At 62.2% G+C, this 23,750-nt stretch carries 19 protein-coding genes and 1 tRNA gene; 7 read left to right on the forward strand and 13 right to left on the reverse strand.

What is annotated here, in order from left to right; translation table 11 throughout:
- Positions 1 to 33: 33 nt before the first annotated feature.
- From KW824_RS16150 to yqhD, 6 genes are all read right to left on the reverse strand, one after another.
- Positions 34 to 1,362 (reverse strand): CoA-disulfide reductase, encoded by a 1,329-nt coding sequence (locus KW824_RS16150; RefSeq protein WP_218410314.1) that lies wholly within the window; start codon positions 1,360 to 1,362, stop codon positions 34 to 36.
- A gap of 72 nt (positions 1,363 to 1,434) precedes the next feature.
- A complete protein-coding gene (locus KW824_RS16155) occupies positions 1,435 to 2,835 on the reverse strand; it encodes an L-cystine transporter (protein ID WP_218410315.1) in 1,401 nt (466 codons plus the stop codon).
- 156 nt (positions 2,836 to 2,991) lie between these two features.
- Entirely contained in the window at positions 2,992 to 4,284 is a 1,293-nt protein-coding gene (locus KW824_RS16160) for a serine dehydratase subunit alpha family protein (RefSeq protein ID WP_218410316.1), read from the reverse strand.
- Positions 4,285 to 4,594: 310 nt separating this feature from the next.
- Positions 4,595 to 6,079: a Re/Si-specific NAD(P)(+) transhydrogenase subunit beta gene (pntB, locus tag KW824_RS16165; RefSeq protein ID WP_139437938.1), complete on the reverse strand. Its 1,485-nt coding sequence runs from the start codon at positions 6,077 to 6,079 to the stop codon at positions 4,595 to 4,597.
- An 11-nt stretch (positions 6,080 to 6,090) separates the two neighbouring features.
- Positions 6,091 to 7,617, reverse strand: coding sequence for a Re/Si-specific NAD(P)(+) transhydrogenase subunit alpha (pntA, locus tag KW824_RS16170; protein WP_042650586.1), 1,527 nt, complete (start codon positions 7,615 to 7,617; stop codon positions 6,091 to 6,093).
- Positions 7,618 to 8,123: 506 nt separating this feature from the next.
- Positions 8,124 to 9,287 carry an alcohol dehydrogenase gene (yqhD, locus tag KW824_RS16175; RefSeq protein WP_182787260.1) on the reverse strand — a complete coding sequence of 388 codons (1,164 nt, stop codon included), beginning with the start codon at positions 9,285 to 9,287 and terminating at the stop codon, positions 8,124 to 8,126.
- Between the two features lie 143 nt (positions 9,288 to 9,430).
- Here yqhD and KW824_RS16180 point away from each other — a divergent pair, with 143 nt between their 5' ends.
- Both KW824_RS16180 and KW824_RS16185 read left to right on the forward strand, forming a co-directional pair.
- Positions 9,431 to 10,333, forward strand: coding sequence for an AraC family transcriptional regulator (locus tag KW824_RS16180; protein WP_005324436.1), 903 nt, complete (start codon positions 9,431 to 9,433; stop codon positions 10,331 to 10,333).
- Between the two features lie 16 nt (positions 10,334 to 10,349).
- Positions 10,350 to 10,862: a lipocalin family protein gene (locus tag KW824_RS16185; protein ID WP_171269341.1), complete on the forward strand. Its 513-nt coding sequence runs from the start codon at positions 10,350 to 10,352 to the stop codon at positions 10,860 to 10,862.
- A 54-nt stretch (positions 10,863 to 10,916) separates the two neighbouring features.
- Here the strand turns inward: KW824_RS16185 and KW824_RS16190 are convergent, their stop codons facing one another.
- Positions 10,917 to 12,806, reverse strand: coding sequence for a methyl-accepting chemotaxis protein (locus tag KW824_RS16190; protein ID WP_218410317.1), 1,890 nt, complete (start codon positions 12,804 to 12,806; stop codon positions 10,917 to 10,919).
- 232 nt (positions 12,807 to 13,038) lie between these two features.
- On the opposite strand from KW824_RS16190, the gene KW824_RS16195 reads away from it, so the two are divergent.
- Positions 13,039 to 13,557, forward strand: coding sequence for a class IV adenylate cyclase (locus tag KW824_RS16195; RefSeq protein WP_043133743.1), 519 nt, complete (start codon positions 13,039 to 13,041; stop codon positions 13,555 to 13,557).
- Positions 13,558 to 13,613: 56 nt separating this feature from the next.
- Here the strand turns inward: KW824_RS16195 and KW824_RS16200 are convergent, their stop codons facing one another.
- Both KW824_RS16200 and KW824_RS16205 read right to left on the reverse strand, forming a co-directional pair.
- Positions 13,614 to 14,984, reverse strand: a complete 1,371-nt coding sequence (locus KW824_RS16200) for a phosphatidylserine decarboxylase family protein (RefSeq protein WP_043128641.1) — start codon at positions 14,982 to 14,984, stop codon at positions 13,614 to 13,616.
- A gap of 306 nt (positions 14,985 to 15,290) precedes the next feature.
- Positions 15,291 to 15,367 (reverse strand) — tRNA-Trp (locus KW824_RS16205).
- Between the two features lie 202 nt (positions 15,368 to 15,569).
- On the opposite strand from KW824_RS16205, the gene KW824_RS16210 reads away from it, so the two are divergent.
- The 4 genes from KW824_RS16210 to KW824_RS16225 all read left to right on the forward strand — a co-directional run bounded on the left by KW824_RS16210 (position 15,570) and on the right by KW824_RS16225 (position 18,481).
- Positions 15,570 to 16,154 (forward strand): hypothetical protein, encoded by a 585-nt coding sequence (locus tag KW824_RS16210; RefSeq protein ID WP_043128643.1) that lies wholly within the window; start codon positions 15,570 to 15,572, stop codon positions 16,152 to 16,154.
- A 232-nt stretch (positions 16,155 to 16,386) separates the two neighbouring features.
- Positions 16,387 to 17,307 carry an aspartate carbamoyltransferase gene (gene pyrB / locus KW824_RS16215; protein ID WP_043128645.1) on the forward strand — a complete coding sequence of 307 codons (921 nt, stop codon included), beginning with the start codon at positions 16,387 to 16,389 and terminating at the stop codon, positions 17,305 to 17,307.
- Positions 17,308 to 17,324: 17 nt separating this feature from the next.
- The gene (gene pyrI / locus KW824_RS16220; RefSeq protein ID WP_005324452.1) at positions 17,325 to 17,789 is read left to right on the forward strand and encodes an aspartate carbamoyltransferase regulatory subunit; all 465 of its coding nucleotides are present in this window, start codon (positions 17,325 to 17,327) and stop codon (positions 17,787 to 17,789) included.
- A 200-nt stretch (positions 17,790 to 17,989) separates the two neighbouring features.
- Entirely contained in the window at positions 17,990 to 18,481 is a 492-nt protein-coding gene (locus KW824_RS16225; protein ID WP_005324454.1) for an arginine repressor, read from the forward strand.
- A gap of 114 nt (positions 18,482 to 18,595) precedes the next feature.
- Here the strand turns inward: KW824_RS16225 and KW824_RS16230 are convergent, their stop codons facing one another.
- The 4 genes from KW824_RS16230 to arcA all read right to left on the reverse strand — a co-directional run bounded on the left by KW824_RS16230 (position 18,596) and on the right by arcA (position 23,408).
- Positions 18,596 to 20,002 carry a YfcC family protein gene (locus KW824_RS16230; RefSeq protein WP_161507687.1) on the reverse strand — a complete coding sequence of 469 codons (1,407 nt, stop codon included), beginning with the start codon at positions 20,000 to 20,002 and terminating at the stop codon, positions 18,596 to 18,598.
- A gap of 121 nt (positions 20,003 to 20,123) precedes the next feature.
- A complete protein-coding gene (gene argF, locus KW824_RS16235) occupies positions 20,124 to 21,128 on the reverse strand; it encodes an ornithine carbamoyltransferase (RefSeq protein ID WP_042650576.1) in 1,005 nt (334 codons plus the stop codon).
- Positions 21,129 to 21,198: 70 nt separating this feature from the next.
- Positions 21,199 to 22,125 (reverse strand): carbamate kinase, encoded by a 927-nt coding sequence (gene arcC, locus KW824_RS16240; protein ID WP_043128648.1) that lies wholly within the window; start codon positions 22,123 to 22,125, stop codon positions 21,199 to 21,201.
- Positions 22,126 to 22,187: 62 nt separating this feature from the next.
- On the reverse strand, positions 22,188 to 23,408 hold the full coding sequence (arcA, locus tag KW824_RS16245; protein WP_041206570.1) for an arginine deiminase: 1,221 nt from the start codon (positions 23,406 to 23,408) through the stop codon (positions 22,188 to 22,190).
- Positions 23,409 to 23,750 lie beyond the last annotated feature (342 nt).

Here is a 23,750-nt window from a genome sequence, read left to right on the forward strand (position 1 = left end):
CGGCGCCCTGTATGCACCGTCATCTTCATTCAGCTACTTGGCGACGTTGCCCGCCACGTTGAGCACGTCCCAGGTGCGGGAGAAGGGCGGCGCGTAGGCAAAGTCCAGCATGCCGAGCTGATCCGTGGTCACCCCCATGGTGATGGCCACCGCCAGGGCGTCGATGCGGTGTACCGCCCCCTTGCGACCCAGGATCTGCCCCCCCAGCAGCCGCTTGCTACCCGCCTCATAGACCAGCTTGACGTGAATGTCAGACTGACCCGGGCAGTAGTTGGTGTGGCACTTGTCCTTGATCACCACAGTGCGATAGTCAATGCCCATCGCTTTGGCTTCCTGCTCGGAAAGACCGGTACGGCCCGCCTCCAGCCCCAGCACCTTGAGTGCCGCCGAGCCGAGCGTGCCCGGGAATTCCTGTTCGGCCCCCGCCAGGTTCTCTCCCACCATGCGCCCCAGCTTGTTGGCTATGGTGGCAAGCGGCACATAGACCTGCTGCTGCTTGACGCTGTGCCAGACGCTGGCGCAATCCCCCGCCGACCAGACGTTGGCCAGCGAGCTGCGCCCCTGACGGTCGACCTTGATGGCGCCGTTGCCGAGCCGCGCTATGCCGCTGTCGGCCAGGAACTCGGTGTTGGGCCTGACCCCGGTGCAGACCACGACGATATCGGCCTCGTACTCCCCCTGGTCGGTGCGCACGCCGCTGACCCGGCCCTCCCCCAGCAGAGCCTGGACCCGCTCGCCGAGATGAAGGGAGACCCCCTGCTCGCGCAGTTCGGTTTCGATGTGCTGGGTGAGCTCGCTATCAAACGCCTCGGGGATGACCCTGTCCGCCAGCTCGATGAGACGCACCTCCTTGCCCTGATGGACCAGGGCCTCGACCACCTCCAGCCCGATAAAGCCGGAACCGATCACCACCGCCTTCTTGCTGCGCGGATCCTGCACAGCAGTCTTGAGCGCCAACCCATCGCTCATGCGGCGCAGGCCGAACACCCCCTGCTGCTGCAGGCCGGGGATGGGGGGCATCTGTTCGCGGGCACCGGTGGCGATCATCAGCCGATCGTAGCGATCGCTGAAGCTGTCGCCCTTGTGCTCGACGACCAGGGTCTGGGCGGCCGCATCCAGACTCAGCACCCTGTGGCCAATCTTCACCTCGATCCCCTTGGCAGCGAACTGCTCCGGGGTGAACTCGGCCATGTAGCCGGGCTCCTGGAAATCGTCCCCCACGAAGTAGGGCAGACCGCAGGCGCCGAAGGAGATCACCTCTGAGGCTTCATACACCACAATCTCGGCGTCCCTGGCCAGACGGCGCGCCTTGGCCGCCGCACTCATGCCGGCGGCTTCGCCACCGATGATCACAATACGCATAGCTTGACTCCAGTCACGACTGGGGAGGCTTCGCCCCCCCTTTTCATATACAAATCAGAAGATGAGGCCCGGTCAGACCGCGGACTCTTCCCCGTCCAGGCTGACCTCGGCATCGCCGTTGAAGACGGCCATGTCGGTCTGTCCCATCAGCCGGCTGGTGAGGGTGCCGGCCGTGATGGAGCCGGAGACGTTGAGGGCGGTACGACCCATGTCGATGAGGGGCTCGATGGAGATGAGCAGTCCCGCCAGGGCCACCGGGAAGTCCAGGGCGGAGAGCACGATCAGCGCCGCGAAGGTGGCGCCGCCCCCCACACCGGCCACCCCGAAAGAGCTGACGGTGATGATGGCGATGAGCGTCATGATGAAGCCGGGATCCAGGGGATTGACCCCCACGGTCGGGGCTATCATCACCGCCAGCATGGCCGGGTAGATGCCGGCACAGCCGTTCTGGCCTATGGTGGCGCCGAAGGAGGCGGCGAAGTTGGCGATGCCCGCCGGGATGCCGAGGGCCCGGGTCTGGGTCTGCACGTTCATGGGAATGGAGCCCGCACTGGTGCGCGAGGTGAAGGCGAAGGCCAGTACCGGCATGATCTTCTTCAGGAAGCGCAGCGGGTTGATGCCCACCAGGCTCACCAGCAGCAGATGCACCAGGAACATGATGGCGATGGCACCGTAAGAGGCCAGCACAAAGTTCAGCAGGTTGATGATGTCCGCGTAGTTGGAGCCGGACACCACCTTGGCCATCAGCGCCAGCACGCCATAGGGAGTGAGGCGCAGCACCAGGGTCACCATCCGCATGACGATGGCGTGGGCGACCCCCATGAAGCGCTCGAAGCTGGCAAAGATCTCGGGCTGCTTGCGGGCGATGCCGGTGGCAGAGAGGCCGATGAAGATGGAGAAGATCACCACGGCGATGGTGGAGGTCTTGCGTGAACCCGTCATGTCGAGGAAGGGGTTGGCCGGGATGAACTCCAGCACCATCTTGGCGAGGGACATGCTCTCGACGCTGCCGAGGCTGGTCTGCAGGGCCGCACCACGGGCCGTCTCGGCGGCGCCAGCGGTGAGCCCCTCGGCACTCAGACCGAACAGGTTGGACATCAGTATGCCCGCCCCGGCGGCGATCATGGTGGTGAAGATCAGCACCCCTATGGTCAGGGCGCTGATCTTGCCGAGGGCGCTGCCGCCGGAGAGCTTGAGGATGGCGCCTATGATGGAGACCATGATGAGCGGGATGATGATCATCTGCAGCAGTTTCACGTAACCGCTGCCGACCAGATCCAGGTAGTCGCCGGTCTGGACCAGCACTTCGGAGCCGACACCGTACAGCAGTTGCAAGGCCCAGCCGAACAGGACCCCGAGCCCGAGCCCCGAGAAGACGCGGCGGGTGAAACTGACGTGGGTCTGCTGCAAGCGGTAGAGAAACAGCAGCAACATGACCAGGATGGCCAGATTACCGATAACGCTAAGAGTCATGATATTCCCCAAAAATAAACGGGCGAGGCCCGAGATGGATGGACGGGCGCACCCTGCGCCTCGCCCCGAAACCGGCCGCATCGTGGCGGCACGCCCCCCGTTCGGGGTGACGTCAATATCTGTAAAAACCGGGGGCGGCCAGTGCCGCCCCCCTCATCATCCGGCCTTGCCCTGTTGCTTGGCCCGCATGATGTTGATGATCTCTATGTCGGTATCCAGCATCCCCTGTTTCGAGAGACGGCCCAGGTTCGCTATGGTCTGGTCCACGTCATCGGAGACGATGCCCTCGCTCTGGGGCACGTGCAGGTTGTTGATGGCCATCAGCGACGACTTGACAGCCGCCGAGGTGGAAGTGGACACCTTCATGGAGCAGGCGCTGCCGGCACCGTCGCAGATGATGCCGGAGACGTCGCCAATCATGTTGTTGATGCAGTGGCTGATCTGCTCGAACTGGCCTCCCAGCAGCCAGGTGATGGCGGCCCCCGAGCCCATGGCGGCGGTGCTGGCAGCGCACAGGGCCGACAGCTTGTTCTGGTAGGCCTTGATGTAGATAGCCACCAGGTGGCTCATCACCAGTGCCCGGGCCAGCTGTTCGTCGTCGGCCTTGAGGAAGCGCGCGGCGGCCACCACCGGCATGGTGGCGGCTATGCCCTGGTTGCCCGAGCCCGAGTTGGACATGGCGGGCAGCATGGCACCGTCCATGCGCGCATCGGAGGCGGCGGAGGACAACCGCATGGCCAGGGTCATCAGATCGTCCGAGAGCAGCTTGCGCTCCACCTGTTCGGTGAGGATCTTGCCGATGCGCAGGCCATAGCCCTGCAGGCCCTCATCCGCCAGCGCCTGGTTCATGCTGGCCGCCTCGCGGATGAACGCGATCTCGGTCAGCGGCACCTCAAGGGCAAACGCCACGATCTCCCGCAGCGTCATGGCCGGCTTGTCGGATTTCGCGGGCTGGATCTGCACCCCGGGGGCACTGTCCTGCTCCATCAGCACCTCGCCATCCTTTTCCAGCAGTACGATGCGGGTGTGATCCGTGCAGATCACCACCCGGGCGCTGTGGCCGTCGGCCTCGGCCAGCACCTCGGCGTAGAGCACGTCCGGCACGTCTTTCACATCCACCTTGATGATGGGCAACAGCGCCTTGGCGGCATCCACCTGGGCCGGGGTGAGGGTCTTGAGCACCTCCAGACCCGCATCCGGGTTGCCCCCGGTGATGCCGACGGCGGCGGCGACCGGCAGGCCAATCATGCCGGTGCCGGGGACCCCGACCCCCATGCCGTTCTTGAACAGGTTGCCGCTGACCCAGACGCTGATACGGGTCGGATCCTGCCCCAGCAGCTTGCGGCAGTTGGCGGCAGCCAGCGCCACCGACATGGGTTCGGTGCAGCCCAGGGCCGGCACCACTTCACGCTTGAGCAGAGTAATAAAGTCGGTCCATTGTGCTTTCATCTGTGGTTTCTCTGGTTCACTGTGCCGCAGGCATCGTATAGGGGTATGGGTGCTATCTGGAGGGCCGCCCCGTCCATGTCACTTTATTTGATTCTAGTGGCACGAGCCTCAAATAAAATTGAGCCCCCTCGCCTTTTGCCGCCATTATGCCTTCCAGCGGGGGCAACGTCACCGGATTGCTGCCCTGCCGCTGGCAACGGGTCCCCCCATCCGGCCAAGGCCCTTTGTCATCAATGTCTTGCCCACCCCCGTGAAAAGCGGGCAATAAAAAAGGAGGCCGAAGCCTCCTCTTGTCTCATCCCATCGACGCTTAGAGCGCCTTGAGGATGGCCTCGACGCTGGCCTTGGCATCGCCAAACAGCATCTGGGTGTTCTCCTTGAAGAACAGCGGGTTCTGGACACCGGCGTAGCCAGTGTTCATGGAGCGCTTGAAGCCGATGACGTTCTGCGCCTTCCACACTTCCAGCACCGGCATGCCGGCGATGGGGCTGCCTGGATCTTCCATGGCGGCCGGGTTGACGGTGTCGTTCGCACCGATCACCAGCACCACGTCGGTGTCGCTGAAGTCCTCGTTGATCTCGTCCATTTCCAGCACGATGTCGTAGGGGACCTTGGCTTCCGCCAGCAGCACGTTCATGTGACCAGGCAGACGACCGGCCACCGGGTGGATACCGAAGCGCACCTTGACGCCGCGCTCGCGCAGCTTGTGGGTGATCTCGGCAACCGGGTACTGAGCCTGCGCCACCGCCATGCCGTAGCCCGGGGTGATGATGACGGAGCTGGCGTTCTTCAGCATGTCGGCCACGTCTTCGGCGTTGGTCTCGCGGTATTCGCCCATCTCCTGATCGGCCGTGGAGGCCACACCGTCGGAACCGAAGCCACCGGCGATGACGGAGATGAAGGAGCGGTTCATCGCTTTACACATGATGTAAGAGAGGATGGCACCGGAGGAACCCACCAAGGCACCCACCACGATCAGCAGGTCGTTGGAGAGCATGAAGCCCGCCGCCGCTGCCGCCCAACCGGAGTAGGAGTTCAGCATGGAGACCACCACCGGCATGTCGGCGCCACCGATGGAGGCGACCAGATGCCAACCGAAGGCGAAGGCGATCAGAGTCATCAGCAGCAGGGCGAAGGTGGAGCCACCGGCGTTGACGAAGTGGATCATCAGCGCGATGGAGACCACCACGGCCAGCAGGTTCAGCTTGTGGCGGTGCGGCAGCATCAGCGGCTTGGAAGAGATCAGGCCACGCAGCTTGCCGAACGCCACCACGGAACCGGTGAAGGTCACGGCACCGATGAAGACGCCCAGGAACACTTCCACCAGGTGGATGTTCAGCATGGCGCCGGACAGGTGCTCGACCTGGGCGACGCTGGCCGCCTGCTCAAACGCCGCCCGGGCCGCAGCCAGGGTCGCATCCAGGTTGGAGCCGACGGAGACGACGACCTCAGCCGGTGCGGAGGGGTGCAAGTCGATGAAGCTGTTGAAGCCCACCAGCACCGCCGCCATGCCCACGAAGCTGTGCAGCACGGCCACCAGCTCGGGCATCTCGGTCATCTCGACCTTGAGCGCCAGGCGCACGCCGATGGCGCCGCCGATGACCATGGCCAGGATGATCCAGTGCACACCACTGGTTTCCGGGTTGAACACGGTCGCGAGCAGGGCGATGGCCATCCCCGCGATACCGAACAGGTTGCCATGCTTGGCCGTTTCTTGCTTCGACAGTCCCGCGAGACTGAGGATGAAGAGCACGGCGGCAACGATATAGGATGCTGTTACCAGTCCTTGAGACACGTTAAACCCCCTTAATCCTTACGGAACATCTTCAGCATGCGCTGAGTGACGGTGAAGCCACCGAAGATGTTGATACTGGCAATCAGCACGGCGATAAAGGCCAATACGGTGACCAGGGTCGACCCTTGCCCAATCTGCAGCAGGGCACCGACCACGATAATGCCGGAGATGGCATTGGTGACCGACATCAGCGGCGTGTGCAGGGCGTGAGAGACGTTCCACACCACGTAGTAACCGACCACACAGGCCAGGATGAAGACGGTGAAGTGGGAGAGGAAGGCGGCAGGTGCCACCGCTGCTACCCAACCGAAGGCGGCGATGCCGAGGGCACCGAACACGAACTTCTTGTTGGAGGGCTTGGCTTCTTCCTTCTTCGCTGCCGGTTTGGCGGCGGCCGGCTTCTGCGGCGCGGCGGACACGGCGATGGCGGGGGGCGGGAAGGTGACTTCACCGGCCTGGATCACCGTCATGTTGCGCTGTACCACGTCTTCGAAGTCGATGGCAACGTTGCCGTCCTTCTCCTTGCACATCAGCTTCATCAGGTTGACCAGGTTGGTACCGTAGAGCTGGGAGGATTGGGCGGGCAGACGACCCGGCAGATCGGTGTAACCTATCACCTTGACACCGTTCGGAGTGACGAACAGCTCGGTCGGCTTGGTATATTCACAGTTTCCGCCGGTGGCGGCAGCCAGATCCACGATGACGGAACCCGGCTTCATGCTGTCGACCATCTCCTTGGTGATCAGCTTGGGCGCCGGACGACCGGGAATCAGGGCGGTGGTGATGATGATGTCCACTTCCTTGGCCTGCTGGGCAAACAGCTCCATCTCGGCCTTGATGAACTCATCGGACATGACCTTGGCATAACCGTCGCTGGAGGCGCCGTCTTCGCCGCCGAAGTCCAGCTTGAGGAATTCCCCACCCATGGACTCGATCTGCTCGGCAACTTCCAGACGGGTGTCGAATGCACGCACGATGGCACCGAGGGAACCGGCGGTCCCGATGGCAGCCAGACCGGCCACACCGGCACCGATCACCAAGACCTTGGCGGGCGGTACCTTGCCGGCGGCGGTGATCTGACCGGTGAAGAAGCGACCGAACTGGTGGGCGGCTTCGACCACGGCGCGATAACCACCGATGTTGGCCATGGAGGAGAGGGCGTCGAGGGACTGGGCACGGGAGATCCGCGGCACCATGTCCATCGCCATCACATTGATGTTGCGCTCGGACAGCTTCTTGACCAGCTCGGGGTTCTGGGCAGGCCAGATGAAGCTCACCAGAGTGGCACCATCCTTAATTTGTGCGATCTCGGCATCGGTAGGCGCGTTGACCTTGAAGATAAGGTCGGCTTGCCAGACGCTCGGCACCACGCTGGCACCGGCAGCCTCGAAGGCGGCATCATCGAAGCTGGCCAGCTGGCCGGCACCGGCCTCGATGGCGACCTCGAAGCCGAGCTTTTTCAGCTGCTCGACGGTGGCCGGGGTCGCTGCGACCCGGGTCTCACCGGCGAGACTCTCTCTCGGTATTCCAATCTGCATGACTATTCCCTGATGGTTAATAAACAATCATTGCCCAGTCTCTCATGTCTGAGCGGACAAGGCATGATCAAAGTGCAGGTCACGGGCCCTTTGTTATGAAAATCAGCAGGCTTTACCTCAACCTCCTGTCATGGTCAGGCCCCCGCTTTTCAGGCGCGAAGGTGATTAGTATCAAATTTTGGAGTTTTATTACAACCACGACCCCGAGCGGGCGGGTACAGAATTCAGCCCATCCCGGACCATGATTAAAAAAAACAAACCAAATTAGGGGCTTATACCAGCAAAATGCGCTGGAAAAAGTGATCCAACCAGTCAAAAAAAATGTTTTGCCGGGCCTCTACCTTAGCGTTTTTTGTTCTTATGAAATATGCCGTTGGCTCATCTGATGAGATGAAAGGGGAAAAAGTAACCGTTTTGTAACGACTCGGGGGCCGCGCCTCCGCCATCGGGCGAGGGCCGGCCCCCTGATTCAGCCCCGGACAAGGCCGGGACTGGCAGCTCGCCTCTTACCAGGCGGCTTCATAAATATGCCGGCTCTGCACCAGGTCGATGTCGCCGTGCTCTCCAAGCGCCGTCATGCCGTGCTCTTCGAGCTTGGCCAGCAGGGTGTCGATATTGGCGTCGGCCAGACCGTAGTCCCGCAGCCGGGTCTTGACCCCCATACGCTCGAAGAAGTCGCGGGTGGCGGCGATGGCGCCGTCGATGCGCTCCTCTTCGCTGCCGCTGCGCAGATCCCATACCCGCTCGGCGTATTGCAGCAGCTTGGCGTGTTTCTGCTCACGCTTGGCATCGAGCAGGGCGGGCAGCACCACTGCCAGGGTCTGGGCGTGGTCGAGGCCGTGCAGGGCGGTCAGCTCGTGGCCCAGCATGTGGGTGGCCCAGTCCTGGGGCACACCGGCCCCGATCAGGCCGTTCAGCGCCAGGGTGGCACTCCACATGATGTTGGCGCGCACGTCGTAATTTTCCGGCTCCACCAGCGCCTTGGGGCCCTCCTCGATCAGAGTCAGCAGCAGCCCTTCGGCGAAGCGATCCTGCACCTTGGCGTTGACCGGGTAGGTGAGGTACTGCTCCAGGGTGTGGATGAAGGCATCCACCACGCCGTTGGCGACCTGGCGGGCCGGCAGGGTGTAGGTGAGCACGGGATCCAGCACGGCGAAGCGCGGCATCACGAAGGGGGAGAAGAAGTGCTGCTTGTCCCCTGTGCTTCTGCGGGTGATGACGGCCCCCATGTTCATCTCGGAGCCGGTGGCCGGCAGGGTCAGCACGGCGCCCAGGGGAATGGCGGAGGCCACCTCGCCCCCCACGGTCTCGAGGATGTGCCAGGGCTCCCTGGCAAGGTCGTAGTGCGCGGCCGCCGCGATGAACTTGGTGCCATCGAGCACGGAGCCACCGCCGACGGCGAGCAGGAAGTCGACCCGCTCGGCACGGGCCAGCTCGACCGCCCCCATCAGGGTCTCGTAGGCCGGGTTCGGCTCGATGCCGCCGAATTCGAACAGGGTCATACCCGCCAGCTCATGGCGGATCTGCGCCAGCAGGCCGCTGCGCACCACGCTGCCGCCACCGTAGGTGATGAGGATGCGGGCGTCGGCCGGGATCTGGCCGCGCAGCTGGGCCACCTGGCCCTTGCCGAACAGCACCTTGGTCGGGGTATGTAGAGTGAAATTGTGCATCGATAGTACCTTCATGGATGAGAGGGCGGCGGCGCCGCAAAATGTTAATTGCATTTTTCTACAGACACCATCTACCATCAAGGCAACATTCTGCACATTACTTGCCTATTTCTACAAATAATCGGAATTCTCCCGGAGCATTCATGTCCAACCGTTACGCCGATCTCGCCGCCAGGCTGGCCCGTCACGTCACCACCCCAGGCATCACTCCCTCCCCGGTGGAGCAGGTGAACCTCATCTACACCACCGAGTACCACGGCCGCACCCCGGTACTCTATCAGCCGCGGATGATAGTGATATTGCAGGGCCACAAGGTGGGCTACCTGGCGGATCAGGTGTTTCGCTACGATCCCAGCCACTATCTGCTGATGACGCTGCCGCTGCCCTGCGAGTGCGAATGCTTCGCCTCCCCCGAGCAGCCCCTCATCGGTTTCTCCCTCGAGATCAACGTCGCCACCCTGCAGGAACTGTTGCTGGAGCTGGGAGATGCCCTGCCCGCTCCGGCCCCGCAGAAGAGCGGCGTCCACTCGGTACCCCTGTCGGAGGACATGTTCTGCGCCGCCGAGCGGTTGATCGCGCTGATGGACAATCCCTTGCACGCCAGGGTGCTGGGGCCGCAGACGGTGCGGGAGATGCTGTTCTACGCCCTGCATGAGGGCGGCGGACCGGCGCTGCAGGCGCTCGCCAATCGCCATAACCATGTGGGCCAGATAGCCCGGGTGCTGCGTATGATAGAGTCGCGCTACGCCGACAACCTCACCATGGAGGAGCTGGCCCGGGAGGTGAACATGAGCGTCTCCGCCTTCCACCACCACTTCAAGGCGGTCACCGCCACTTCGCCACTGCAATACATCAAGTCGTTTCGCCTGCACAAGGCGCGCATGATGATGCTGCACGACGGCGTCAAGGCGGGGGCGGCGGCGGCCAGAGTCGGTTACGAGAGCAACTCCCAGTTCAGTCGGGAGTACAAGCGCTTCTTCGGCAGCACGCCGACGGATCAGGCCTCCCGCTTCCGGGACGGTCAGCTGCGCATCATCGAAGGCTAAAAGAGAGGGATCACCCATGCGTTCACTGTTTTGTCTGCTCACTGCCCTGCTGCTGACGGCCTGTACCGGGATTGCCGATGGCATCCGCCCCGTCACCGGCTTCCAGCTCGATCGCTACCTCGGCACCTGGTACGAGATCGCGCGTCTCGACCACAGCTTCGAGCGGGGGCTGGAGCGGGTGAGCGCCACCTACAGCCGGCGTGACGATGGCGGCGTCAAGGTGCTCAACCGCGGCCTTCAGAGCGATGGCAGTTGGCGCGAAGCCGAGGGCAAGGCCTACTTCATCGACAAGCCGGACGAGGCACGGCTCAAGGTGAGCTTCTTCGGCCCCTTCTACGGCGGTTACAACGTCATCGACCTCGACCCCGATTACCAGCTCTCCCTGGTGACCAGCTACAACCATGACTATCTGTGGATCCTCTCCCGCTCCCCCAACCCGCCAAAGGAGAAGGTGGATGCGTTGATCGCCAAGGCCAAGGGGCTGGGTTTTGCCACCGACCGGCTGATCTGGGTCAAGCAGACCCCCTGACCCCACGAGAATGCAAAAGGGCAGCCCGCGGGCTGCCCTTTTTTGTCGGGAGGATCAGAGCCGGAAGCGGCCTATCTCCTGCTCCAGCCGCTCGGTCAGGGACTTGAGCTCGGCGGCCTGGGCAGCCTCCACCTTCGCCTGCTCTGCCAGCGTCTGGGAGACATGACGGATGTTCTCGGTGTTGCGGCTGATCTCGCCGGTGACCGAGGTCTGCTCCTCCGCCGCCGCCGCTATCTGGGTCGCCATGTCGCTGATGGCACCGATGGCCTCGTTGATCCGCGCCAGACTCTGGTTGGCAGCCTCCGCATCCTCCACGCTGGTACCCGCCAGCTGGCGACTGGTCTCCATGCCACCCACGGCGCGGCGGGTGGTCTGCTGCAGGGCCTCGATCATCTGCTGGATCTCGGCGGTAGAGTCGTGAGTACGACGCGACAGCACCCGCACCTCGTCCGCCACCACGGCAAAGCCGCGGCCCTGCTCACCGGCCCGGGCCGCCTCGATGGCGGCGTTCAGCGCCAGCAGATTGGTCTGCTCGGCGATGCCGCTGATGGTGGCCAGGATGCCGCTGATCTTATGGGCGTGTCCATCCAGCTCATGAATGGTCTGGCTTGCATCGGCCACCTCCCTTGCCAGGCCGCTGATGCTGCGCTGGCTCTGACCGACCTGGGACTGACCGGCGACGGCCAGCCTGACCGCATCGCCGGAGGTGGTGGCGGCAAACTCGGCGTTGCCGGCGATCTCCTGAGTGGCGGATGCCATCTCGGTCACCGCGGTCGCCACCATGACGATCTCGTCCTGCTGCTGGCGCACTCGCTGGCTGCGCTCCTCGGCCCCCGCCGCCTGGGTTCTGGACTGAGCCGCCAGTTCGACGGTGACGTCCCGCAACCGGCTGACGATACCGTGCAACCGGGCCACGAACAGGTTGAAGTTCTGGGCCAGCAGCCCCACCTCGTCCCTGCTTTGGGCCACGATCTGCACCGTGAGATCCCCCTCGCCGTGAGCGATGTCGGCCAGCGCCTTCGACACCCGGCCGAGATCGGCAAACAGGTAATTGAACATGGCGATGAGCAGGGCGCTGAACACCAGCAGCAGCACCAGAGTCAGCCCCACCAGCTGCCACAGCAGGCTGGCGAAGGGCGCCTCCAGCACATCCTTGTACATCACCATGGCGAGCAGCCAGTCGGTGCCTGGCACCCCCTGCACCGACAGCAGCACGTCGCGCCCCGCTATGGTGGCGCCGTGCAGCTCACCGTCCCGGCTCCAGCCCTCCAGGGTCGTCCCCGTGAGGCCGGGGGCCAGCTCGGCCACCTGCTTGAGGGCCAGCGCCTTCTGCGGGTGACCGACGATGAGGCCGGAGCGGTCGAGCAGCATGGCGTACCCCTCCCCTTGCACCTTCATGGCCAGCACCTCATCGATGAGGTCATCCAGGGAGAGATCCGCACCGGCCACCCCGATCACCTGACCCTGATGGCTCACCGGCTCGGCCAGGGTCACCACCATCTGCTGCATGGTCACGCTGACGTAGGGCGCGGTGACGATGAGCTTGCCCGCCTTGGTGGCATTCTGATACCAGGGACGCACCCGGGGATCGTAGTTGGCGGTGTTGAGGGAGGGATCGTGGCGAGTCATGGCCCCCTGCACCGAACCAAAATAGGTGAGGCCAAAGCCACCGGAGGTACGGGTCTGCAGCAGGTGTGGCACCAGGGTTGCCTCGGGATTGTCGGCAATCACTGCGGTCAGGGCATTGACCGCATGCCGACGATCTGCCAACCAGTTGCCGATGGCTACCGAGTGGGCGTGGCCGTAGTTGACCGCCTCGCTCTGGATGGCGCCAAGGGTGCGTGATTTGAGGGTGTGGAAGGCGACGATACCGAGCAGGGCTGCCATCAGCAGCACTACCCCCAGGCTGGCCGCGAGCAACTTGCCGCGCAACGAGAGAGTCATGACAACGAATCCTTGTGGTAGCAGGGGGTTGAAAATACCCCCATCTTGGTAGTAGGTATCGGCGGTATCCACGCTGGACTTTAGTGAATCTGATTAATTTCTCGTGCCTCGACAACGGGTTGTGCTGCAAGTCACGAAAATCACGAGATCCCCAACCGACATCGGCGGAGGCTATCCCAGGGTGACGCTTGTGATAGGTTGGGACTCTTTTTTGCCCCCAATGGAGACCCCCATGCCCCGAAATATCGAGATCAAGGCCAGGATCGAGCGGATCGATCTCCTTCATCCCAAGGCGACCGCCATCGCCGACCGTGGCCCCGTCGAGATAGCGCAGGATGACACCTTCTTTCGCTGCGACGCTGGCCGCCTCAAGCTGCGCACCCTCTCCCCCTGCAGCGGTGAGCTCATCTTCTACCGCCGTGCCGATCGGCAGGGGCCCAAGGAGAGTTTCTATCACCTGACCCCGACCAGCGAGCCGGACCGGCTGCGGGAGACCCTCAGTCTGGCCTGCGGTCAGATCGGCAGGGTGCGGAAGATGCGCACCCTTTTCCTGGTCGGCAGGACCCGGATCCACCTCGATCGGGTGAAGGGGCTGGGTCACTTCCTCGAGCTGGAGGTGGTGCTGGAGGAGGCCGAGCCGCTCGAGGCGGGAATGCGGGAGGCCCACGACATCATGGCACGCCTCGGGGTGGAGCCCTCCCAGCTGATCGAGGGCGCATACCTGGATCTGCTGCTCCGGCAGAGGGCCTGAATGCAAGGAGGCCGCCCAGAGGCGGCCTCTTCCTTTCTGCTACGGCACGGGGACTCCTATTTCACCCGCGCGATGGCGGTGTTGACCCTCAGGTTGGTGGCATCCAGCCCCGGCCGCTGGCCGTGGAAGTCAAATGCCAGCTCGACCCCGGGTCGAAACACCAGGCAGTGGGTGGAGCCGCCGAAGTGGAACATGCCGAGCGGATCCCCCTTCTTCACCCTGTCCCCCACCCTCACCGTGACGTCGCAACTCGACACCTCCGCCATCCCCACCGGCACCACGCACATCAGGCCGATTTTGGGGTTGTCGGCCTCGATGAAGATCAGCGCCCGGGTGGCTACCGAGGTGAGGAACGGCTGGGAATTGTTCGGTGCGCTGGGATCGGCGCCGTCACAGTCGAGGAAGCCCTCGAACTGGTTCTCCAGGTAGTAGGTGCCATTGACCACGCGCACCTTGCGAATGGTCCCGCTCACCGGGCTGTGCCAGCGGTGATAGCTCAAGGCGCTGAGAAAGGCCTGATACACAGTGCCGCCGTCGAACAGGGGGGCGCTCTCGTCAAAGTCGAGCATGTTGTTCAGCGAGTAGGGCTGGCCCTTGAGCCAGAAGCGATCGCTGAGACTCACATCCCCCGTCACCTGCAGCGGCGCCGACTCGCAGGCGCTGACGATGACGCCGTCGTCCTCCGGCGCCGACACCGGCCGCACGCCGGGGCGGAAGGTGCGGGTGAAGAAGTCATCCCAGCAGCCAAAACCCTGGTATTCGGCCGCCGGATCGCACTGGAAGATCTGCTCGAAACGAGCGGGCGTGGGGTCAGGCCCCTCCCCGAACGCCCCTCTGGCCACCTGCACCATCTCGGCCTTGGCCACCTCGCCGAGCCAGGGGACGATCAGGGTCTCCCTGTCCAGCCGACTGACCGGCTCGGTCAGCACATAGCGGGAGGACGGACTTTGCAGAAACTGCGCCCAGTAATCGAGGATCTTCTTGAACTGCTGGTTCACCAGGGCGTTGGCGAAGAAGTGATAGCCGGAGCGGGTCGCCATGGGCCAGTCGAGCAGGGCGTTGATGGGAAAGCCGATGAGGCCGGAGGGCTCGTGAGTGGGGATGTCCTGATAGGCCTCGGGGGCCGTGGTCATGATGCCGTTGAGCAAGGCCAGGAACTCGTCGAAGCTCTGTACCTCGATCTGGCCGAGCGGGGTCAGGTGCTCATGGCGCCAGGCCTCCCTGAACATGGCATTGGCCTGGGCGTGCAGCAGGGGATCGCCGTTGACCAGATCCCGCAACTCGGCGATGGGCGCGGCCAGCGGTCCCGATTGCTGCGTCACATAGTGTTTCAGTCGCGCTATCCAACGCCGGATGTGGGCCTGATCCTGTGGCACCCAGCCACCGGGGCGGGCTCTGTTCATGCGGGTTTCAACGGCCTTGTGCATCATGCCTCTCCTCACTCTCGCTTCGCGTTCCCCGTTGCCGGTCGGAACGCCCGGTTGCTTGCACGCGCGCCAGTGAGGCGCAGCTCATGTGGTGTAGCACAGGGCGCCAGACAGCACGATTGCCAGAAACAACAGGGCAAAAAGCGGCAATAGCGGCTAGCGAAGCGCAATCGGACCGAACCGTTGAGGCTCAAGGGATGTGCGGGAAGGCAGCTCAGCGAGGGCAGTCAGCCGCTGCCACCAGGATGGGTAAAGCGGATGACAGAAATGCGAAAGGCCAGCTCAATGAGCTGGCCTTTCTGAAAATGGCAGGGGCGGCAGGACTCGAACCCGCAACCATCGGTTTTGGAGACCGCTGTTCTACCAATTGGAACTACGCCCCTGCAACAAACGAGGCGAATTATACAAAGCCGGGATCAAAGGTAAAGGCTTTTTTTCTCACTTTCGATGCGATCGAACAATTCACGAGCAAATCACGGCGATTCCCGCAACCAGCCGGGGTAACTTGCTGTATTTGCAGTCCCGCCGGGGTAGGAATGGGGCATAAATGGGGGTAGGGTGAAACCAGCAACAGGGAGGTCGCTCATGCTCAATTACCGACTGCTTCAACAACTTGCGCCCCTCAACTTCCGGGATGAGCGCAAAACCGAGTCTCTGCCAGACTATCTCGAGCGGGTCTCCCCCCTGGTGCCCTTCATCCCCCAAAATGTGCTGACACAATGGATTTACCGCCATTGGCGCGGTTTTGAGTCCAACTGGAGCTTTATCGACCTCGCCCGCCACCAGTTCGAGTGCGAAGCCTGGGAGACGACCCAGGTCGTGAGCCAGATAGGCTCCCGCCACATGGAGGTGATCGAGCGTTGGGGCGAGATGCTGCGCAGCAACCGCTATGTGCGTCGTTCCTGGCTCGGTGAAGACATGCTGAGCCGGGGCACCTGGTCCGAGCCCATCATAGTGCTCGCCCCCGAGCCCGGTGCCTGCTACCCAGATGGCCAACCCCTGCCGCAGCCATATTGTCTACTGGAGGGGCACCACCGACTCGGTTATCTGCGCAGCATGGCCACGGATGAACTGCCGCTGCAGCCTGAGCACCAGGTCTGGATTTGTCGACCCGTTCGCGACACTCAAACGTTTTTACCGGCAAATCCTGCCTCTGAAATAAATTTTTGACAATTCAAAAACCAGCCCTATAATCTGTCCGGTTTTGAAAAAGGTCGGGACAGGACGATGCCGTTTTTGATGAAAAAAGCAGCCTTGCAGACGGGTGGAGCGCACCAGAGCGGCCCCGTTGTTTCCGGTTTCCGACCCACAGATCCCCAGTTGTTTTTAAAAAGAGCCCCTGTTTCAGGGGCTTTTTTTTGTGCCAGAAAAACCTTCATTGATGTCAAAGGGAATGCAGACGATGACCAATCCACTCTATAACAAACACGTCATCTCCATCTCGGACCTGACCCGGTCCGACATGGAACTGGTGGTCGCCACCGCTCAGCGGTTGAAGGCCGAACCCGACACCCGCCTGCTGAAAGACAAGCTGGTCGCCAGCTGCTTCTTCGAGGCCTCCACCCGCACCCGTCTCTCCTTCGAGACCGCGGTACAGCGCCTCGGCGGCAACATCATCGGCTTCGCCGACGGCGGCAACACCAGCGCCAAGAAGGGCGAGACCCTGGCCGACTCCATCAAGATCATCGGCTCCTATGCCGATGCCGTGGTGATGCGTCACCCGAAAGAGGGTGCCGCCCGTCTGGCCTCCGAGTTCTCCCGGGTGCCTGTCATCAACGGCGGTGACGGCTCCAACCAGCATCCGACCCAGACCCTGCTCGACTTGTTCTCCATCCACGAGACCCAAGGCAAGCTGGACGGTCTCAACGTGGCCTTCGTCGGTGACCTGAAATATGGCCGCACCGTCCACTCCCTGGCCCAGGCCCTGAGCCTGTTCAACTGCCGCTTCTTCTTCATCTCCCCGGAAGCCCTGGCGATGCCGGACTACATCTGCGAAGAGCTGGAGGAGAAGGGCATTCAGTTCAGCGTCCACGAGACCATGGAAGAGGTGATGCCGGAGCTGGACATCCTCTACATGACCCGGGTCCAGAAAGAGCGCTTCGACGAGACAGAGTACAAGCACATGGCCGCCAAGTTCGTGCTGGAGCTGGCGACTCTGGAAGGGGCCAAGCCCACCATGAAGATCCTGCATCCCCTGCCCCGGGTCGACGAGATCGAGGTCGCCGTCGACAAGACTCCCCACGCCTACTACTTCCAGCAGGCAGAAAACGGGGTCTATGCACGCCAGGCGCTGCTGGCACTGGTACTGAACGAAACCGTCTAAGGGAAAAGGGGAACATCATGTCCGAGAAGAACCAACTGCAAGTCGAAGCCATCCGTCACGGCTCCGTCATCGACCACGTCCCCGCCGGCCAGGGCATCAAGATCCTCAAGCTGTTCCAGCTGATCGAGACCCAGGAGCGGATCACCGTCGGCTTCAACCTGAAATCCGGCGCCCTGGGCAAGAAGGATCTCATCAAGATAGAGAACACCCGGCTGACCGAGCAGCAGGCCAACCAGCTGGCGCTGTTTGCCCCGACCGCGACCGTCAACATCATCGAAGACTTCGCCGTGGTGAAGAAGCACCAGCTGAAGCTGCCGGAGTTCATCGCCGGGGTCTTCCACTGCCCCAACTCCAACTGCATCTCCCACAACGAGCCGGTGGACAGCTACTTCCGGGTGCGCGAAGTGAAGGGCGCGGTGCGCATGAAGTGCAAATACTGCGAGAAATCCTTCACCCAGGACATCGTCAGCGAACGCTATTGATACTCTGTCGGGCCCTGCGGGGCCCATTTTTGACCCCTGTCACATCACTTATTCCCCCTTTGGTTATAATTTGCCATCTCGCAACGGCTAGACATCGCTCATCACCTACCGAAATGCTCGTCATCAGTGTTTTTCGCTATGAAAAACAAGCATGACAGACTGAGCGCCATAGCCATCTGTCATCGTCAAAGGAAGTCGCCATGGTCAAGACCCTCAGTCGCCCCCCGGAACAGGAGTCCGACCTGGCCCAGCTCGATGCCTGCCGCCAGATCATCGGCCAGCACTGCTACAGCACCCAGGAAGAGATCCGCCGCGAGCTGGCGGAGCGCGGCTTCGCCGACATCAGCCAGTCCACCATCTCCCGTCTGCTGCGCCGCCTCGGCGTCGCCAAGGCCCAGAATGCCAATGGCAAGAAGGTCTACACGCTAGTGGATGATCAGCTGGAACCCGCCGGCAGCACCCGCTCCGTGCACGACATGGTGCGCGCCGTGGTGCACAACCAGCAGATGGTGCTGGTGCACACCACCCCGGGAGCCGCCACCGTGGTAGCCCGCCTGCTGGATCGCCACGCCGATCCCGAGATCCTGGGGGCCGTGGCCGGCAACGATGTGGTGCTGATAGCCCCGCGCCACATCAGCCGCACCCGCCAGGCCCATGCCGCCGTGGTACGCACCCTGGAGCAGGCGCGCTAAGCCAGCCCCGCATGCAGCAAGGCGACCCCTGGGTCGCCTTTTTGTTGCCTGTCATCCTGTGGCCATAAAAAAACGGGAGCCTTCAGGCTCCCGTTGCGTCTTGCTTGTTATCCCTCAGGAGAGCATGGCCCCCAGGCTCAGGCAGGCCACGATCAGCACGGTCAGCAGACCGAGCAGAGGCGCCACCCACTTCAGCCAGCGCACATAGGGCACCTTGGCAATCGCCAGGCCACCCATGACCACGGCGGAGGTCGGGGTCACCAGGTTCACCAGACCGGAGGCGGACTGGTAAGCGGTCACCACCAGCTCGCGGCCCACGTTGGCGAAGTCGGCGAGCGGCGCCATGATCGGCATGGTCAGCACCGCCAGACCGGAGGAGGACGGCACCAGGAAGGAGAGCACCACCTCCAGCACGAACATCACGTTGATGAACACCACGGTGGAGAGGCCGGTCACTATGCCTTCCGCGCTGTTCAAGATGGTGTGGGTGATCATGCCGTTGTCCATCACCACCACGATACCGCGGGCGATACCTATGATGAGGGCCACGCCGAGCAGGTCACGGGCACCGTCGATGAAGTTGGAGGTCAGCTCCTCCTCGCTCATGCGGGAGATGAGGCCGACGATGATGGCGGCGGCCAGGAAGACGCCGGAGATCTGCGCCATCCACCAGCCGAGCACGGCCACCCCGTAGATCATCACGGCGAAGGCGGCGACGAAGATGCCCAGCACGATTTTGCGGGTCAGGGTGAACTCCAGCATCTGATCGCTCTTGTTGCCGAGGAAGTGGGCACGGTTCTCTTCCCACTTGTCGGCCACCAGGGACTTGCTCGGGTCGTTGCGCACCATTTTGGCGTAACGCATCACATAGGCCACGCACAGCAGCCAGCCGGCGACCAGCATGGCGACGCGCAGCCAGATGCCGTCGGTGAAGGAGATGCCGGCTGCGTTGGCGGCAATCACGGTGGCGAACGGGTTGATGGTAGAACCCAGAGTACCGATACCGGCACCCAGCAATACGGTCGCGGCGGCGACCACAGGGTCGAAGCGGGCGGCCATCATCACGGGCACCAGCAGGGTGTAGAAGGGCAGCGACTCTTCCGCCATGCCGTAGATGGTGCCCCCTGCGGCGAACAACGCCATCAGGATCGGGATCATCCACTCCTCGCGGCCACGCAGACGATCGGTGACGCGCTCGATACCGGCATCGATAGCACCTGTCTTGGTCACAATGCCAAGAAAACCACCGATGATCAGGATGAAGAGGGAGACGTCGATGGCACCTGCCTCATAGGTGTCGTGGTTGTAGAGGCCGTCGATGGGTGCCAGCAGCACGTCGACTATCCCCTGGGGATTGGCATCCACCAGCTTGTAGGTACCGGCCACCGGCACTTCCTTGCCGAGGGCTTCATTCATTACCATGTCGTATTTGCCGGCCGGCACTATCCAGCTCAGGGCGGCCACCAGGGCGATCAGCACAAACAATATGGTGTAGGCTGACGGGAACTTGAATTTGGTCATGGTCCAGCTTCCTTCTGTGGTGCGGTATCCATGTATCTGCGGGTCGTAGGGTTAGAGGTATTATGCCGCTGTCACATGGTCGAAAAGCCGGGGGTCACCCCCCGGCACCACTACTGCGACCTTAGTCGCCCAGCGTAGCAACCATCACTGCCTTGATGGTGTGCATCCGGTTTTCGGCCTCGTCGAATACTATGCTGTGCTCGGATTCGAACACGTCCTCGGTCACTTCCAGACCCTTCATGCCGTATTTGTCAGCCACTTCCTTGCCCATGGTGGTCTCGTCGTTGTGGAACGCCGGCAGGCAGTGCATGAACTTCACATCCGGGTTCTTGGTGGCGTTGATGACGTCCATGTTGATCTGATACGGGGTCATCAGTTTGACGCGCTGATCCCAGGCTTCTTTCGCTTCACCCATGGAAACCCAGACGTCGGTGTAGAGGAAGTCGGTACCCAACACCCCCTCCTTCACGTCTTCGGTCAGATGGATGCGCGCGCCGGTCTCTTCGGCGATTTGGCGGCACTTGGCGACCAGCTCCTCTTCCGGCCAGAAGGCTTTCGGCGCAACCAGGCGGATGTCCATGCCCATCTTGGCGGCACCGACCATCAGGGAGTTGCCCATGTTGTTGCGAGCATCACCCAGGTAGGCGAACTTGATTTGATCCAGGCGCTTGCCCTTGCCGTGCTCCAGCATGGTCATGAAGTCGGCCAGGATCTGGGTCGGGTGGAATTCGTTGGTCAGACCGTTCCAGACCGGTACACCGGCATGGGCGCCCAGCTCTTCGACGATCTCCTGACCGAAGCCACGGTACTCGATGCCGTCATACATGCGACCCAGCACACGAGCGGTGTCCTTCATGGACTCCTTGTGACCGATCTGGGAACCGCTTGGGCCGAGGTAGGAGACCTGGGCGCCCTGGTCGAAGGCCGCCACTTCAAAGGCGCAGCGGGTACGGGTGGAGGTCTTCTCGAAGATCAGGGCAATGTTCTTGCCGGTGAGGTGCTTGCGCTCATAGCCACCGTATTTGGCTTTTTTCAGGTCGATGGCCAGATCGATCATGTATTGGATTTCGCGCGGGGTGAAGTCCAGCAGTTTCAGGAAGTTACGGTTACGCAGATTAAAAGCCATGATGAGTTCTCTCTATATTTGTGTCAGACCAATTCGGGCAGTGTTGTTAACTACGCAGTGATTCAACGACTCAAGCATTCACGGTATGGGTGGCGACTATATTGGTGCCGGCTTCCCCCTTGAGGATGGCGAGGCCATCTTCCAGGGAACCTATGCCGACCATGCCGCCGGTTGCCTTGACGAATTCGCAGGACGCTTCGACCTTGGGCCCCATGGAGCCTGCGTCGAACTTGACCCCGGCCAGCTCGGCCGGGCTGGTGACCCGCAGCGGGTGCTGAGTCGGCTTGCCCCAATCCAGGTAGACGGCATCGGCATCGGTCAGGATCAGCAGGGCATCGGCCTTGATCTGCTTGGCCAGGTAGGCGGCAGACATGTCCTTGTCGATGACGGCTTCGATGCCGGTCAGGCAGTGGCCATCCCAGGTCACCGGAATGCCGCCACCACCGGTACAGATGATGAGGTGGCCCTGGGCGATCAGGGTTTCGATGGCGTCGCCTTCGACGATGCGCTGGGGCAGCGGGGACGGCACCACACGGCGGAAGAACTTGCCGTCTGCCTTGACGCTCCACTGCTTCTCGGCAGCCAGGGCGCGGGCTTCGGCTTCCTCATAGACGGGGCCGATGAACTTGGTCGGATTGGCAAACGCCGGATCCTTGGGGTCGACCTGCACCTGGGTCAGCAGCGCGGTGACGTTGCGGCTCGGCATCAGGTTCTTGAGCTCCTGGATCAGCATGTAGCCGATCATGCCCTGGGACTCGGCGCCCAGCACATCCAGGGGATAGGGGGAGACCTTGGTGTAGGCGCTGTTCTGCAGGGCCAGCAGGCCGACTTGCGGGCCGTTGCCGTGCACCAGCACCACGTTGTAATCCTCGGCGATCCGGGCGATGGTCTTGGCGGCGGTCGCTATGTTCTTGCGCTGGATGTCAGCTTCGAGGGGCTCGCCACGACGGAGCAGGGCATTGCCACCCAGGGCGACGACGACAGTTGGTTTTTTCATGAGTGTTACTCTCGAGTCTTGGTGTGTGTGGCGCCAGCCTCTGCCGGCGCCACGCCGTCTTGTCAGATGCCGTCACGTTCCATCGGGCAGCTCATGCAGCGGGCGCCGCCGCGGCCACGTCCCAGCTCTTCACCCGGGATGGGCAGCACTGTGATGCCGGCCTTGTCGTACTTCTCGTTGGTGTAGGTGTTGCGCTCGTAGCCCACCACCACGCCGGGGCGTACTGTCAGCACGTTGTTGGCGTCATTCCACTGCTCGCGCTCGGCCTCGAAGCTGTCACCACCTGTGGTGATGAGCTTGAGCTGATCCACACCCAGCGCCTTCTCGATGGCGGTGACGAAGTAGCCCTCTTCCTTGATGTTCATGCCGGTGGCGCCGCCCGGAGTCAGGCTCCAGCAGTTCACGTCCTTGCGGATGACTTCCGGATAGACGGAGAAGGTGTCTATGTCCATGTGGGTCATGACGGTGTCCAGGTGCATGCAGCTGCGGTGTTTCGGCAGTTGCATGGCGATGACCTGCTTGGCCTGACCGTGCTTGAACAGGCCGCGGGCCAGGTGCTCCACCCCTTGCGGCGTGGTGCGCTCGGACATGCCGATCAGCACAGCGCCACGGCCGATGACCAGGACGTCGCCCCCTTCGATGGTGGAGTTGTCGTAGTCGCGATCCTCGTCACCGAAGTACTTGATGAAGTCCTGGCCGGCAAACTGCGGGTGCCAGCGGTAGATGGCCTTCACATGGTTGGTCTCGCGGCGACGGGCGGCCTTGGCCATGGGGTTGATGGAGACGCCGCCATAGACCCAGCAGGAGGTGTCACGGGTGAAGAGGTGGTTGGGCAGCGGCTCTATGATGAAGTCGGTCGGGGCGTGCATGCCGACCACCATGTTGACACCGCTGTAGGGCATCTCTGAGTAGGTCAGGCCACCGGAGAGGATGCGGGCCAGCTCGCGGTGCGGCATGTCAGCCAGGAAGCAGCGCACATCATTGGCAAGGGAAGAACCGAGGCGATAATCGGACACCTGATGTTGCAGCAGCCAGGTTTTGGCTTCCGGTACATCCAGGGTCTCGGCCAGCAGGTTGGTCAGCAGGAAGACTTCGACATTCTGATCGCGCAGTACCTGAGCGAATTTGTCGTGCTCCTGACCGGCACGTTCAACGGACAGGACATCGTCGAACAGCAGATCCTGGCAGTTGGAAGGGGTCAGACGCTTCAGACTGAGGTTGGGGCGGTGCAGCATGACGCGGCGCAATTGGCCAACTTCAGAACCTACATAAAATTTGCTCATGATTATATTCCGTCTAGCAGTGGTCCCTGCGAGTGATTGAATAGATTCCTTCTATTCTGGCTCGTGGCTAAGGCGGGATATTCTTCATGTAGGGTAATCAGCTTGTGTTCTATCCTGCCCTTGCCTTTCGTGACAGAGGTTAGGACTAGCAATCAACGCAAACTTGGACATTGATCACATTCACTCGAGACTGAATAAAATCAGGAGTTAATTTATGATGGAGTTTACATAAATGACATTTACCCATTAATGCTGGCCGCATTATTTCGCAATAAAGACAGTATTTATTTCATCAAGATAGCGTTTTCATTCATGTGTGATATCTATAAATGGATATGAGAG

The sequence above is a fragment of the Aeromonas sp. sif0611 genome (assembly GCF_019218845.1).
Classification (GTDB): Bacteria; Pseudomonadota; Gammaproteobacteria; order Enterobacterales; family Aeromonadaceae; genus Aeromonas; species Aeromonas media.

Bases quoted from the DNA above. Each gene is read 5' to 3' on its own strand.
- KW824_RS16150 (WP_218410314.1), bottom strand. From the start codon at position 1,362: ATGCGTATTGTGATCATCGGTGGCGAAGCCGCCGGCATGAGTGCGGCG.
- KW824_RS16155 (WP_218410315.1), bottom strand. From the start codon at position 2,835: ATGACTCTTAGCGTTATCGGTAATCTGGCCATCCTGGTCATGTTGCTG.
- KW824_RS16160 (WP_218410316.1), bottom strand. From the start codon at position 4,284: ATGAAAGCACAATGGACCGACTTTATTACTCTGCTCAAGCGTGAAGTG.
- pntA (WP_042650586.1), bottom strand. From the start codon at position 7,617: ATGCAGATTGGAATACCGAGAGAGAGTCTCGCCGGTGAGACCCGGGTC.
- yqhD (WP_182787260.1), bottom strand. From the start codon at position 9,287: ATGCACAATTTCACTCTACATACCCCGACCAAGGTGCTGTTCGGCAAG.
- KW824_RS16180 (WP_005324436.1), top strand. From the start codon at position 9,431: ATGTCCAACCGTTACGCCGATCTCGCCGCCAGGCTGGCCCGTCACGTC.
- KW824_RS16185 (WP_171269341.1), top strand. From the start codon at position 10,350: ATGCGTTCACTGTTTTGTCTGCTCACTGCCCTGCTGCTGACGGCCTGT.
- KW824_RS16190 (WP_218410317.1), bottom strand. From the start codon at position 12,806: ATGACTCTCTCGTTGCGCGGCAAGTTGCTCGCGGCCAGCCTGGGGGTA.
- KW824_RS16195 (WP_043133743.1), top strand. From the start codon at position 13,039: ATGCCCCGAAATATCGAGATCAAGGCCAGGATCGAGCGGATCGATCTC.
- KW824_RS16200 (WP_043128641.1), bottom strand. From the start codon at position 14,984: ATGCACAAGGCCGTTGAAACCCGCATGAACAGAGCCCGCCCCGGTGGC.
- KW824_RS16210 (WP_043128643.1), top strand. From the start codon at position 15,570: ATGCTCAATTACCGACTGCTTCAACAACTTGCGCCCCTCAACTTCCGG.
- pyrB (WP_043128645.1), top strand. From the start codon at position 16,387: ATGACCAATCCACTCTATAACAAACACGTCATCTCCATCTCGGACCTG.
- pyrI (WP_005324452.1), top strand. From the start codon at position 17,325: ATGTCCGAGAAGAACCAACTGCAAGTCGAAGCCATCCGTCACGGCTCC.
- KW824_RS16225 (WP_005324454.1), top strand. From the start codon at position 17,990: ATGGTCAAGACCCTCAGTCGCCCCCCGGAACAGGAGTCCGACCTGGCC.
- KW824_RS16230 (WP_161507687.1), bottom strand. From the start codon at position 20,002: ATGACCAAATTCAAGTTCCCGTCAGCCTACACCATATTGTTTGTGCTG.
- argF (WP_042650576.1), bottom strand. From the start codon at position 21,128: ATGGCTTTTAATCTGCGTAACCGTAACTTCCTGAAACTGCTGGACTTC.
- arcC (WP_043128648.1), bottom strand. From the start codon at position 22,125: ATGAAAAAACCAACTGTCGTCGTCGCCCTGGGTGGCAATGCCCTGCTC.
- arcA (WP_041206570.1), bottom strand. From the start codon at position 23,408: ATGAGCAAATTTTATGTAGGTTCTGAAGTTGGCCAATTGCGCCGCGTC.